The 13,938-nt window shown below is 48.8% G+C and carries 10 protein-coding genes; all 10 read left to right on the forward strand.

Annotated elements, in window-relative coordinates; genetic code table 11:
* Positions 1 to 11 precede the first annotated feature (11 nt).
* Positions 12 to 1,250 carry a hypothetical protein gene (locus AB7E06_RS08480; protein ID WP_427956277.1) on the forward strand — a complete coding sequence of 413 codons (1,239 nt, stop codon included), beginning with the start codon at positions 12 to 14 and terminating at the stop codon, positions 1,248 to 1,250.
* A 117-nt stretch (positions 1,251 to 1,367) separates the two neighbouring features.
* The gene (wecB, locus tag AB7E06_RS08485; RefSeq protein WP_346548889.1) at positions 1,368 to 2,489 is read left to right on the forward strand and encodes a non-hydrolyzing UDP-N-acetylglucosamine 2-epimerase; all 1,122 of its coding nucleotides are present in this window, start codon (positions 1,368 to 1,370) and stop codon (positions 2,487 to 2,489) included.
* 14 nt (positions 2,490 to 2,503) lie between these two features.
* Positions 2,504 to 3,766, forward strand: coding sequence for a UDP-N-acetyl-D-mannosamine dehydrogenase (gene wecC / locus AB7E06_RS08490; RefSeq protein ID WP_427956282.1), 1,263 nt, complete (start codon positions 2,504 to 2,506; stop codon positions 3,764 to 3,766).
* Positions 3,767 to 3,860: 94 nt separating this feature from the next.
* Positions 3,861 to 6,068 (forward strand): CgeB family protein, encoded by a 2,208-nt coding sequence (locus AB7E06_RS08495; RefSeq protein WP_427956285.1) that lies wholly within the window; start codon positions 3,861 to 3,863, stop codon positions 6,066 to 6,068.
* A 3-nt stretch (positions 6,069 to 6,071) separates the two neighbouring features.
* Positions 6,072 to 8,210 carry a glycosyltransferase family protein gene (locus tag AB7E06_RS08500; RefSeq protein WP_427956288.1) on the forward strand — a complete coding sequence of 713 codons (2,139 nt, stop codon included), beginning with the start codon at positions 6,072 to 6,074 and terminating at the stop codon, positions 8,208 to 8,210.
* A gap of 73 nt (positions 8,211 to 8,283) precedes the next feature.
* Positions 8,284 to 9,510 (forward strand): glycosyltransferase, encoded by a 1,227-nt coding sequence (locus tag AB7E06_RS08505; RefSeq protein WP_427956291.1) that lies wholly within the window; start codon positions 8,284 to 8,286, stop codon positions 9,508 to 9,510.
* A 76-nt stretch (positions 9,511 to 9,586) separates the two neighbouring features.
* On the forward strand, positions 9,587 to 10,546 hold the full coding sequence (locus tag AB7E06_RS08510; protein ID WP_427956293.1) for a polysaccharide deacetylase: 960 nt from the start codon (positions 9,587 to 9,589) through the stop codon (positions 10,544 to 10,546).
* A complete protein-coding gene (locus AB7E06_RS08515; RefSeq protein ID WP_427956296.1) occupies positions 10,543 to 11,523 on the forward strand; it encodes a polysaccharide deacetylase in 981 nt (326 codons plus the stop codon). Before AB7E06_RS08510 ends, AB7E06_RS08515 begins: the two co-directional genes overlap by 4 nt.
* 4 nt (positions 11,524 to 11,527) lie before the next feature.
* Entirely contained in the window at positions 11,528 to 12,844 is a 1,317-nt protein-coding gene (locus AB7E06_RS08520; protein ID WP_427956298.1) for a glycosyltransferase, read from the forward strand.
* On the forward strand, positions 12,841 to 13,926 hold the full coding sequence (locus AB7E06_RS08525; RefSeq protein ID WP_219235257.1) for a CgeB family protein: 1,086 nt from the start codon (positions 12,841 to 12,843) through the stop codon (positions 13,924 to 13,926). Before AB7E06_RS08520 ends, AB7E06_RS08525 begins: the two co-directional genes overlap by 4 nt.
* Positions 13,927 to 13,938: the final 12 nt, after the last annotated feature.

A 13,938-nucleotide genomic window follows, 5' to 3' on the forward strand; every position in this document is an offset into this window, starting at 1 on the left:
GGAAGTAAATAATGGCCATTTCGCCAGTTCAGGTAGATCAGCCTGGCGATGTGTCTGCCGATGGATGTGTGCAGGCACTACAGGACGAAAATCAGTTGCTGCTTAGTCAACTGCATATTGTTCAAGCCGAGCTGGAGCGTTTGTATTATCAAGAGCAAGCACAAACTGTGCCCTCTACGATCATTCACATCGCTCCGGTTCACAATGTATTGGTTGAGAAGCAGGCAGAGATTCTTCGTTGTGAGGCCTTAATTAAAGCCCAAGGTGAAGTTCATGTTTTGCAGACGCACTATGCCTTGGCCAGTCAGCTGGGTGAGATCCTTATTCAGGGTACGCATTCTGTAGGTTCTATGTTGTCTTTGCCAACCCGTTTGCTGAAGGTTTGGAAGCAGAACCGACATGAGATTCCCCCTAAGGCTCTAGGGGGCAAGCAGTTTGGCAAAGTGTTGGATGCATTTAAGGAGGGTGGGGAAGAGGCCGTGGAAGCGCTGCTTGCTCGTTCGTCAGTCTCTACTGCAATTCAAGCTAGTGCGTGGACTGCAGTGGCTCGAGGGCAAATGCAGACACATGCGACTGTGGCAGCCAAGTTTGCGCATCGGGCTTTTTCTTTGGAGCCACGGTCGTTTAGGCAGAAATGGCTAGCTTTCCGCTTACATGAGGCTGGAGAGTTGGTGCAGGCAGAGGCTTTGGCTGCCTTGCTTCCAAGTGGTGTGAGTTTTAGCGAGTCGGAGGGGCGTCAACTGGCTCGATTGAAGGATGAGGCAAAGCAGGAGCGACTTAGTCAGGCTCGCAAAATCCTGGGTCATACCGATCATGAAAGTAGGCTACGTCAACAATGGCGGGACTTGGCTGCATCGCGTGATCAGCTAGCGGTGCAAGGTGTGCTACAGGCTAAGCAATTGATGGTAGCTCAACAGACAGTCAACAAACTGCAACAAGAAAAGGCTGCAATGGATTTGTCCGGTCTGGAGACGCGGCAGGCCCTCGTACGTGCCCAGGCTTTAGTGTCTTCCTTGCAGAAAGAGGCAGAAGAGCAGAAATCCTTGGCTAAACAGTGGTTTGAGCAATGTACAACGTTGCAGTATGGAGTGGCTGAGTTGACACAGGCTCGTAACGAGCAGGCAAATTTGGCGTCCGAGAGACTAGTCGAACGAGAGGCGTTGAGAAAGGAATTGTCTGAGCTAGCTGTAAAACAGAGTATGCATGCCACGCCTAAAAGCAGAAAGCGGAGCCATGGTAGGAAGCGGTGAGAGGTGCCTGAGCTGATGAGTGGGGCTATGGGTGGAATTGGGGCTTTGGATGTAATGATGGTCAGGCAGAGCTTTCTGTTTGATATCGGATCACTTTCGGGAAAAGAAGGGTAATTAATGAAGATTTTGACTGTATTTGGCACACGACCGGAGGCCATCAAAATGGCTCCGGTGGTTAAGGCATTGGCTGCCGACTCAGCGTTTGATGCGCGCGTGTGTGTCACGGGTCAGCACCGCCAGATGCTGGATCAGGTTCTGGATATTTTTTCTATCAAACCTGATTTTGACTTGAACCTGATGAAGCCAGGTCAGGACCTGTATGACATCACCAGTAATGTGTTGTTGGGTATGCGTGATGTGTACAAGCAATGGCAACCAGACATGATTTTGGTGCATGGTGATACGACCACTACGATGGCTGCAGCGTTGTCAGCTTATTACGCCAAGATCAAGGTCGGTCACGTAGAGGCTGGCCTGCGTACTCATAATAAGTACTCGCCTTGGCCAGAGGAAATGAACCGTCGCCAAGCGGGCGTATTGGCTGATGTGCACTTTGCTCCAACCGAGCAATCGCAGTCTCATTTATTGCATGAGGGTGTTGATCCCAAGACGGTGCATATTACAGGCAATACCGTCATTGATGCGCTGTTGGATGTAGCAGCGCGCGTACGTCAGGACTCGGAACTACGTAGCCGCTTTGAGGCTCAGTTCTCTTTTATCAATCCAGCCAAACGCTTGGTTCTGGTGACGGGGCATCGTCGCGAGAACTTTGGCTCTGGTTTTGAAAACATCTGCCTGGCTTTGCGCCAGATTGCCTCCCGTGGCGATGTGCAGGTGGTGTATCCCGTGCACTTGAATCCAAATGTTCAGGAACCAGTACGTCGTATCTTATCCGACGTTTCCGACGTTCATTTGATCGAACCATTGGATTATTTGCCCTTTGTTTACCTAATGGATCGTTGTGATCTTTTGGTCACTGACTCCGGGGGCATTCAAGAAGAAGCGCCTTCTTTGGGCAAACCGGTATTGGTGATGCGAGACACAACCGAGCGCCCGGAAGCCGTGGATGCAGGAACGGTGCGTTTGGTGGGAACAGAAACACACGCCATTGTTAGCGCTGCCACGCAGTTGCTGGATGACGCTGCGGAATATGAGCGTATGGCGCGGGCGCACAACCCCTATGGGGACGGCAAGGCCGCCACCCGCATTAGCGAAATTTTAAAAACTTTGATCTCTTGATTCGGAAAACCAGCATGTTTGAAACTCTCTCCATGATCGGCCTGGGCTATATTGGCCTGCCTACTGCCACATTATTTGCCTCCCGCCGCAAAAAGGTCATTGGCGTTGATGTGAATGCTTACGCGGTCGATACGATTAATCAAGGCCGGATTCATATTGTTGAGCCTGAACTGGATATGCTGGTGCAGGCTGCTGTGCACGGTGGCTATTTGCGCGCTACGCTGACGCCAGAACCCGCTGACGCGTTTTTGATTGCTGTCCCCACTCCGTTCCTGGAAGGCAACAAACCTGACCTGAGCTATATCGCCGATGCAGCCAAAGCCATTGCTCCCGTGTTGGCCAAAGGCAATCTGGTCATTCTGGAGTCCACTTCCCCGGTGGGTACGACTGAGCAGTTGGCCCAGTGGCTGGCCGAGGCCCGTCCTGATTTGAGTTTCCCTCAGCAAGCAGGCGAGGAAGCTGACATTCAGGTGGCCTATTGCCCAGAGCGTGTTTTGCCAGGTCGTGTTGTTCATGAATTGGTGAGTAACGACCGCGTCATTGGCGGCATGACACAAAAAGCCACCGAGATGGCTACCGAGCTGTACCGGATCTTTGTGGAAGGTGCTTTGGTGCCAACCAATGCCCGTACCGCTGAAATGTGCAAACTGACCGAGAACAGCTTCCGCGATGTCAATATCGCATTTGCCAACGAGCTGTCCCTGATTTGTGATCGCTTGAATATTAATGTGTGGGAACTGATCAGCCTGGCTAACCGTCACCCACGCGTTAATATTTTGCAGCCTGGTGCCGGGGTGGGTGGTCATTGCATCGCTGTGGACCCTTGGTTCATCGTGGACAAAACACCTGAAGAGGCCCGCATTGTTCGCTTGGCTCGCGAGATCAACGACTACAAACCTGAGTGGGTTGTGGGGAAAGTCAAAGCCGCTATTGCCGGAGTGCTGTCGCTGCGTCCTGACGCACGCATGGCAGACATTAAAGTGGCATGCCTGGGCTTGGCCTTTAAACCCGATATTGATGACTTGCGCGAAAGCCCTGCTGTTGGTGTTGCCAAGAAGATTGCCAGCCTGGGATGCAAAGTACACGCCGTAGAACCCAACATCAAAGAATTGCCCGCCAAGCTACAAGGCACTGGAATTGAGCTGTCCGCTCTGGGTAGCGCGCTGGCTGATGCTGACGTCGTCTGCGTTCTTGTCAAACACCGTCCATTCATTGAGCAAGTTGCTGAAATCCGCAAGCATGCTCAGTGTATTGATGTTGTTGGGCTGTTTAATTAATTGTTAGTCTTTTCTTGGTTTTGGGATTAATTAAATCGGCCTGTATAGGCCGATTTAATTTATGGTGTTAATTGAATTGGGGTAATGGATTATTATGAATCCAGCAAATGTCCAAAAAGCCTTAGACGCATTTTTGCGAGCGGATTACGCTGCTGCAATTAAGATTTATCATGAGCTGGGTGCATTGCTTGGTGAGCAGTACTTTAAGGCAAATATTGAGATTTGTCGTTCTCGTCTGGGTTCGAGTGAGGTCGGGGTTGCCGTTACTGCTATTGCTGATAAAAGCATTGCTAGTGGGAATGTAACTGAAAAGAAAAAGAAAAAAGAAAATCCTAGATCGCTAGATTGGCGAGGCCATATGGAGCTTTCAAGAAAAGATCCAGTTTGGTATATGTTATCTGTGCAGGCAGGTGCCGAGTTAAGGATAGAAGTATCTGTTGATTATTTTGAAACGGATGAAAAAAATAGGAAGGCTGTATTTTTATTAAAGGGTTTTGATAAGGATGGTAGTGAGGTAGATGAAAGTTTCGGGAAAATGGCGAAATCCAGCCATTTGCAGGCGAGGTTTAAATATCTTCCAGCTACTTTCGGAAAAAAACAGCAGGTACATACCTTTATTGTGCCGGAAGGTGTAGCGGAGATACATTTAGGGTTATGTGGATTTAATCTTCAGAAAAATGAAAAAGTTTTTGTAGATAGCATTAAGGTTAAAGAAAAAAAGATAAAAAATAAGCAAGATGATTTTATTGCTCCTAGTGATTTGGCCGCTGAGATTAGTATATTGGGATGGCCGGATTATCCCGAAAATGGTAAGCCGTATGTAATGGGGGTAATGGATGAATTTACGACAGGATGTTTTGAGCAGGATTTGAATCTTATTCAGCCAAGACCGGATAATTGGTATGCTCTTTTGGAGAAATATAAACCAGAGTTGGTTTTTATTGAAAGTGCATGGAAGGGTAATTTTGGAAGTTGGCAATATAGAGTTGCAGAGTATTCCAATAAACCCGGTCAAGAGGTTGCGCAGCTTTGTAAATATGCTCGTGAAAAAGGTATTCCAACTGTATTTTGGAATAAAGAGGACCCTGTCCATCACGACAAATTCATGTGCAGTGCCAAGCTGGTGGATGGCATATTTACGACTGATGCAAATATGAAAGAATCATATTTCCGTAAAACAGGTAATCCCAATATCCATGCGCTTCCGTTCGCAGCCCAACCTGCGTTGCATCGCCCTGCTCCGTTAACCGGGCGCAAGCAAAAACTGTGTTTTGCGGGTAGTTGGTATGGAAATCGTCATGCAGAGCGGGGCCAGTCGATGCGGTGGCTGTTAGAGACGGCCAATCAATACGATTTAGACATCTATGACCGAAATCATGGGACAGGTGTTTTTCCTTTTCCTGATGAGTTTCAGAAAGGAATTAAAGGAAGCTTGCCTTATAAAGAGCTTTGTGAGGAATACAACCGCTATCGGGTATTTCTGAATGTGAATTCCGTGGTTGACTCACCTACGATGTTCTCGCGGCGTGTTTTTGAGCTGATGGCTTGCGGTACTCCTATTGTGAGCACTTATGCCAAGGGTATTGAAAACCTGTTTGAGTCCGATGCTGTTTGGCTGGTTCGTAATCGTGAAGAAGCTCAGGAAGCGATCCATACATTAATGACAGATGATGTGGAGTGGCGGCGTCGGAGCTTGGCTGGAATCAGAGAGGTATTTGCTAAACATACCTATGCTCATCGGTTGAACACGATCTTTACTCACTTGAATGTTGCGACGCGCCTACCCACGGACCCATCCGTGATGCTATTCGCTAAAGCCAGCAATTCGAAGGAAATGGAAGCTTTAGTGCGGTTTGCCAAGGAGCAAGAATACCGCCAATTTGTACTTGGTATTGAGTGTTCGCCAGGTACGGCACTTGGTTTTAGTGGTATTGACGATAATGTTGTGGTTCTGAAGCCCGGAGAACATAAGTCTTGGCTACAGCAGCAAGGCGCGGCTTACCCCATCATGGGGTGGGTTGGGAGTGAACACGGGTATGGGCCTCATTATCTCCGTGATTTGGCTAACGCCAGCCTTTATGAGCCTGGGCTGGCTGGCTGGGCCAAGGCGATTGGGGAGGATCGTTTTAGTGTAGGTGGCCAGACTGACTTGTGCTCTGCCTTGTGGCGCGCCTCCGAATTCATGACTACCTACATGCATGTTGAGATAGGGGCTAGAGAAGGTCGGAATGACTTGTATTTTGTAGATAGCGATCAGTTTGTATTAGATGGTGCGGCCTCGCAGGCAACGGTTGGAGTGTAAATAATGAGTAAACGCGTATTGGTCTGCGGTAGCCCGGACTTGAACTTTATCGATGGCTCTTCTATCTGGGCTCAGACCATTGCTTTGGCTTTTGCAGCGACGGGTCAGGCAGAGGTAGAGTTCCTTGCTAAGAGTAAGCCGGAAAGAGAGGAGCTGTTTGCACCATTAAGAAGCGCTGACCAGCTTACTATTGTGGATGGGACAGCGCCAAGCTATTGGAATGGCAAAGGCTTTAAGCGATTATCTTTGCCAATGATGGCGGAGTTAACGATTAAGTTGGACCAGGCCAACCCCTATGATGTAGTGGTGGTGCGTGGTTTTGATATTGCTGCGACATTGCTGGAGCATCCAGCGGTTCTGAAAAAATGCTGGCTTTATTTAACAGATATACCGCAGCAGTTAGATGAGTACACGGCAGAGTTACGTGAAAAGATGTGCCGTCTGGCAATGGGTTGCCAGCGCCTTTTGTGCCAGACGCAGGGTTTTGTAAAACTGTGGCAAGAACTTGTCCCTGATGTTGGTCTTGATAAATTCAGCCTGTATACGCCTGTCATTCCCGACTTGCCTGATAACTTGGTTCCATTGAGTCAGAGGCCGATGAGAGCGATCTATGCAGGCAAGTTTAAAGCCGACTGGATGACATTGGAGATGGCCGAGCAGTGGCCAGAGATTCATCAGCAAGTTCTCGGTAGTGAGCTGATCATGATTGGAGACAAAATTCATCATGAGGCAGGTTGGCCAGAATATAAGGCTCGCATGCAGCAAGCGTTAGAGAGTACTGCTGGTTTGCAGTGGTTAGGTGCTCAGTCTCGCGAGTCGGTGCAGGCCCAATTGCAATCCGCCAGAGTGGGCTTGTCTTGGCGTGCAGAGAGTATGAACGATACCGTGGAGTATTCGACTAAGATTCTTGAGTATGGTGGTGCGGGCTGCGCAGCCATCTTGAACCGGAATGCGCTACATGAGGATCTGCTAGGAACCGACTACCCATTGTTTGCTAACAGTGCAGAGGAGTTCTCTCGTCAGTTGTACAGAGCGTTTCAAGAGCCGGTTGTTGCTGAAGCTGCTGCTAATGTCTTGACTCAACTGGCTCGTCGCCACACTTTTTCGCAAAGGGTTAAAGAGATTCAAACTTGGCTGCAAGGAGTTTCCGAGATCAAAGCCGTTAATAGTAAGGTGCGTGTGCTGGTGGCTGGACACGATTTGAAGTTTTTTACCTTATTACAAGAGGCGTTGGAGTCTACGGGTAAATTTGAGTTTTTAGTGGATGTTTGGGCTGGGCACGATAAACATGATGAACGAAAGAGCCTGGAGCTTTTAGAGCAAGCAGACATTATCTTTTGTGAGTGGTGCCTTGGTAATTTGAAGTGGTACTCGAACAATAAAAAACCACACCAGCGATTAGTAGCTAGGTTTCATGCTCAAGAACGATCGCTTCCATATGTTGCTGAGTCAAATTGGGAAAATATTGACCATATCGCTTATGTGAGTGAGTCGATATATAAAGAAGGGCAGAGAGTTTTTGGTTTTCCAGAAAGAAAGGTTTCTGTTGTTCCCAATTTGCTAGATGAAAATAAATTCACGGCTTTAAGAAAAACTGGTGAAGCTAGTTATACGTTGGGGATGATTGGTGTGTCTCCATCGTTAAAGAGGCTTGATAGGGCAATTGACTTGTTAGAGGTTTTGTTGGAAGAGGATGGGCGATATTGTTTAAGAGTTAAAGGGAAAAATCCTTTAGGCTATGATTGGCTGTTAAGGCGGGATTATGAGCTAAATTATTATAAATCTATATATTATAGAATTAATAAAAATTCGAAGCTACGTTATAAGATTGTCTTTGATCCTCCAGGTGATGATATTAATGATTGGCTAAGTATGGTTGGCTATCTGTTATCCCCTTCTGATTTTGAGTCATTTCATATGGCTGTTGGTGAGGCAATGCTAACAGGGTCGGTTCCTATCGTTTGGGATTGGGAGGGGGCAAAAGATATTTGGGGGGCGGAATTTGTGGTTGGTGCCTTATCTGAGGCTAAAGAGAAGGTTTTAAATTCTAGAAAATATAGTGCTGAGGCTCTTAGGGGGAAGGTGATGAAATATAGTACGAAAAATATCACCCGAGTTTGGGAAAGTTTATTGACTGAATAAAATTAACCTCTTGGTAGTGTGGTGGCTTATCAAGAATATAGATTTTATATGGCTTTGATTGTAGGGGCGAGATATGTACTTTATAGGTTGTACGCGGTTTAGTTTGTATATTCCAGGAAGTAATGCGTGGGATATATCAAAAGTCTCAGAAGATAATTATCTTAGCCAGCTTTATTCTGATGCGAGAATGGCTGCGCGATTTGATATTTTTTTTAATAAAGCCGTTCCTCTGTACGAGGATATGGCTAAGAGGTTTTTCTATAAGCATGTAATTCAATATTCTGCAGTGATGCCTGAGAAATGGAAAAATAAACTTTTTGAAGAAGCGGCTAAGTATGATTTTATTGTTTTGAGCGAGGCAGGTGAAAACCCCATATCTTCAACTATAAAAGAAATTTTGGCTGACCGGCCTTCAGGAACAATTGCATATTTTCGTGTTGATGACGATGATATTCTTTCTGTTGATTATTTGTCAGAATTGAAGAATTATGTGAATGAAAACTACGAGGGTATGATTGTTAGTTTCGGTTGTGGGTTGGTTGCCACGTATGTGGATGGGGTGTTTCGTGATTTTAGACAATGTTATCGACGGTTTTTGGCTTTAGGTTTAGCTTTTATTGGTGGTTATAATGCGGAAAAAAAGGAGTATTGGCTTCCTAGATATAACGGACATGAAACCGTTGATAGACATAGTCCCGCAATTGTAGATTCAAGAACTCCTGCTTTTATTTGGACTCACCATGAGTTTCAAGATACTAAGGTCAGATCGGGAGGAGTTGCTGGAGCGGTCTCTTCACGGCTTAAAGGCTATAGCAGAATTACATCTATTCGGGATTATGAAAAAAGATTTCCAACTTTAAAAAATGAAATGAAATTTCTTCTTGAGAACAATGAAGAGATTTTATTTTTGGAAAAAAGTAGGGTTTCTGTTGATCGTGTAAAATTTCCTACCCTAAATCATAAGGTGTCGAGTAAATACGTTTTGGAGTATTCAATTGTTGATGAGGCATTTTTGCACGGCATCGATAAAGGAGTGGTTAATAATCGTTATTTGATTATTGGTTTTGATATTTTGGATTCTCAGGGGGGGTTAGAGGTTTTGGGTCTTAATAGGTCTACTGATCCGGATATTGGTTGGTATTTTTATGTTTCTTTTGTGGATGGTGTGGCAAATGGAAGGGTGGAGTTTTCGCTGAGTTTTAAGTCTAATGTATGTGGTTTGAATTTTATTAAATGGAAATCAAAAAAACCTGCTTTTAAAATTAATTCCATGCGGCTGGCGTCCGAGAGTGATGATTGATAGTGAGAATCTACTTCATCTAATTTTTTGATTTTCCTAAACATGGGTGTCTTTTTTTTGCGTAATAGGTGTTTTTGTGAGTCAAAGTCGCTACGCTCTTCTCACAGTGGATGTAGAGGCCTTGCCAAGGCGGGCCACGGAGGCCCATGTTCAGCGCTTAGTTTTAGGACGACATGAGACGGGTACAGCCGGTGTGATTGAAATGGCTGCTATAGGCCAGGAATTTGGCGTGAACCATGTGTTCTTTGTGGATCTTTGTGGTTGCTATGTATCTTTACAAGAGATGTTGGCGGTCATCGCTCGGCTAGATGCGAATGGTCAAGATGTACAGCTCCATACTCACCCAGAGACTTTGCCTAAGTCATTTTGGCAAGACAATGCCTTATTGGCATCGCCGCGTTATATGGACGAGTATGAGATTCAATCTCGAACGGATTTCGTATTGCGTCATTTCAGCAAGTTAATTACCGATATCACTGGTAAACCAATTCTGGCCCACCGCGCAGGCTCCTTTCGCTGGAATGCCCTGACCATACGTGCTTTACAAGAACTCAATATTCCCCTGTCATTCAACCAATCCATGCGTGCCCTGGAAAGTGGTCGAGGCGTATACGGTGAGCCTGACTGTCTTCCTTACACCTGGTCCAACGGCGTCATCGAAGTCCCTGTCACTGAGCGTTGGGTACCTGGTGTTCCTGGTTTCCGTCCGGATCGTTGGGTTAGCCTGACTTACCCGGAGTCCCCATACTTCAAATTCGGCTCACGTCCCATCCCTGCTTGGAAACATCCGTTTGCACCTAAGCCTGCACCAGTTACTGTGGTGCTCTTACACTCATGGTCTTTGCTTGAGCGCGATGAGGCAGGACACGCGGTATATCGGGATGATCGATTGCTGGAGGGTTACCGCAAATTCCTGCGCCGCCTTGTCAAGGATTGTGAGGTCATTACGACCGCAGAATTTTTGGAGCTAAAAGCGCAGGGTAAAATCGATATTTCACGAACAGTTAATTTAGAGCAGGTAGAAGCACAGGTATGAGGGATCGCTACGCAATGATTACGGTGGATACGGAGGCGCTGCCCAAGCGCGCGTCTGCGGACCACGTCAATCGTCTGATCTGGGGGCGATTTCCGAAGGGTACAGCTGGGGTGGCCGAGATGTGTCGCATCGGTGATGAGTTCGGAGCCAAGCATGTGTTTTTTACAGACTTGTGTGGTGCCTACTCTTACCTGGACGAACTGAAGGAAGTCGTGCGCTGGCTGGATGAGCAGGGGCAGGATGTACAGTTGCATACGCACCCTGAATACTTGCCAGACAGCTTCTGGGTAGAGCATGGCCTGTCCAACCGTCCGCAGTACATGAACCAGTATACGGACCAGGCTCGGGCCGAGTTTGTTTTTCGACACTTTGCAGATTTGTTGACAGAGCAGACGGGCAAGCCGGTCCTGGCGCATCGTGCAGGCTCATTTCGCTGGAATGCTGATACGATCCGGGCATTGAAAGAAGTGGGTATTCCGCTGTCTTTTAATAACTCGGTATGTGCTGTGCACAATGGTCAATGCATATATAGCGAGGCCACCAATGATCCTTATGTTTGGTCTAATGGTGTCATTGAGGTCCCCATGACCGAGAAGCGGATTCTGGGCAAGTTAGGCAAACCTGATTGGTGGGTTCGCCTGACTTACCCAGAGTCTCGTTATTTTCGCTTCCGGCCATGGTGGGGGAGTTTGTTGCTAAATGCTGTTAGCGGTAGCCCGTCTTTTGCCGTGTTTTTACTGCATTCCTGGTCTCTTTTGTATTGGGATGAGAACGGTCTGGGTGAGTATCGGGACGATAGCCGCCTGGAAGGGTATCGCAAGATGTTGTCGCGCCTGACCAAGGATTACGATGTGATAACGACAGCAGAGTTTTTGGATTTACATGCTCGAGGCAAGATATCCACGCCGCAGTCCGTGGATTTATCGTTAGCGCAGTACACGCCTCCACCGAAAAAAAACAAGAAGGCAAAGGTTTAAGGCGATGGCGCTGAAATTTGTACAAAGGCTGCTGGGTGAACCCTGGTTAGCCTTTAATCGGTTTTTGACCGTACGTATGTTGCGTCGCAGGACGCAGCAGCGTGGCTCGGTGCAAACCCCTTATGAACCGATACAAGGTCGCATGCTGTACGTGGCGGCCAGTGTCTTGCCGTATCACATCAGCGGCTATACCACTCGTACGCATGCTATTGCTCAGGCTTTGCAGGAGGCCGGTGGCGATGTGTGTGTCTTGACTCGCCCTGGTTATCCGTGGGACCGCAAGGATAGATTGGCTGATGCGTCGGCGCAGACAACGGTGGTGGATCAGGTCCAGTACGTTCATGTACAGCGTCCGGCCAATAATCGCCCCGTCATGCAGTTCGCCATCGAAGCCGCCACTTCCATCGCCCAGGAAGCCATCAAGCAACGCGTCGCCGTCATCCATGCTGCTTCCAACCACGTCAATGCCTTGCCGGCCTTGATTGCTGCGCGTCAGTTGGGCATTCCGTTTCAATATGAAATGCGTGGTCTGTGGGAGTTGAGCCGGGCTTCCCGCATGCCGGAGTTTCGAGACTCTCAAGGTTTCAAGCAGGGGCTGGAGCTGGAAGGTCTGGTTGCCAGCCAAGCAGACCGTTTGTTTGTGATTTCCGAGCAGTTGGGCCAATACGCTTGCGAGCACTGGAACGTGGATCCCGCACGTATGGGGCTGATGCCCAATTGCGTGGACCCCTCGCGTTTTATTCCTGGCGATGCCCAGGATGTGCAGCCCAATACCATTGTCTACGCTGGTTCCCTGATTGTTTATGAGGGGCTGGATGTTTTGATCGACGCTGTGGCGGACCTGGTGGGCCGTGGCAAGGATGTAACCCTGACCATTATTGGAGATGGGGAGGCGCGCGTGCAGTTGCAGGCCCAGGTACAAAGTCTGGGTATGGAGCAGCACGTGCTGTTTGCGGGTCGGGTCTCGCCTGAAGAAGCCCGCGCCTTGCAAGCCAAGGCTGCGCTGGTGTGTATTCCTCGTCGTCCTTTTGAAGTATGCCGCATTGTGCCTCCCATCAAGCTGGTCGAGGCGATGGCGATGGGCAAGCCTGTTCTGGTGCCGGATTTGCCGGTGTTTCAGGATGAAGTTGGCCCATGTCGTTCGGTGCGCTTTTTTAAAGCGGGTGATGTGCAGGACTTGGCCCGTGTGCTGGATGAGGCGTTTCAGGCGGGGCCGGAAGTCTTGGCGCAGGATGGTGCCTTGGCGCGCGAAGAAGCCTCGCAGCGTCGTAGTTGGGCGGACTTTGTGGTGCATGCGTTGCCGGCCGGGGCTAATTCATGATCGGTCGTGCAATCCGGGCTTTGGGTGCTCGTATTTATACGCACCCCACCGTCAGTGAAGACGGCAAGCCCGCAGGGCAGTTTGGGCAACTGAAAGTAGCCTTGGTTTCGGACTACTTTACGGCAGACTGCCTGTCCGCCGAGTGCTCTATTCGTATTCTTAACCCGCGCAATTATCAGGAGGTCATCTCCTCCTGGAAGCCTGATCTGCTTTTTGTGGAGTCCGTGTTTCATGGGCTGGGTGGCGCGTGGCGGTATGAGCTGGCCAAGCAGTCGCGGCTGATCCGTTTGCGTACGCCTCGCACGATTTACAAGCTGGTGCAGTTTGCTAAAGATCAGGGCGTGCCCACGGTGTTCTGGAACAAGGACGACGGGGCGTATTTTGAACACTTCATTGATGTGGCCAAGGCCTTTGATTATGTATTCACCACGGACAGCGATTGCCTGCCGCGCTATCGCGCCCGCTTGAGCCCTGATGTGCCTGTGAATACCTTGAGCATGCCGTATCAGCCAGCGTTTCATCATTTCACGGGCTTTGAGTTTACCCGCAAGGAAGGGTGTTTTACGGGCAGTTATTACCGCCGCATCCTCAGTGAGCGTCGCCGTTTCCTGGACATGATTTTTGGGGCGTGTGAGGATGCTCAACTGCATCTGAATGCCTACGACAGAAATCATGACAGGCTGTCCCGGCATCTTGAGTTCCGTTTTCCTCGTTCGACCCATTTACAGGTGCATGCTCAGGTGCCGCACCGAGAAACGGGGCGTATCTACAAAGAGCACGTGATGTGCCTGAACGTGAATTCGGTCACAGACTCGGACACCATGTGCTCACGTCGCTTGCTGGAAATTCTGGCCAGTGGAGGCATTGCGGTCACTAACCCCGGTCGCGCGGTGGATCGTTATTTCCGTGACTTCTGCCACGTGGTGCATTCCCGTGAGCAGGCCAGTGAATTGTTTGCTCGTCTGCGCCAAGGTCCCACTGCACAGGACTGCGAGCGTGCGGCGGCGGGGGCGGCTTATGTGCGCCAGTTCCACACCTGGGAGCATCGCCTCCAGGAGTTGGCTGATGTGGTCGGCTTCTAGGGTGCGCTTGTT

The organism is Alcaligenes sp. (assembly GCF_050255915.1).
GTDB classification, from domain to species: domain Bacteria; phylum Pseudomonadota; class Gammaproteobacteria; order Burkholderiales; family Burkholderiaceae_B; genus Alcaligenes; species Alcaligenes aquatilis.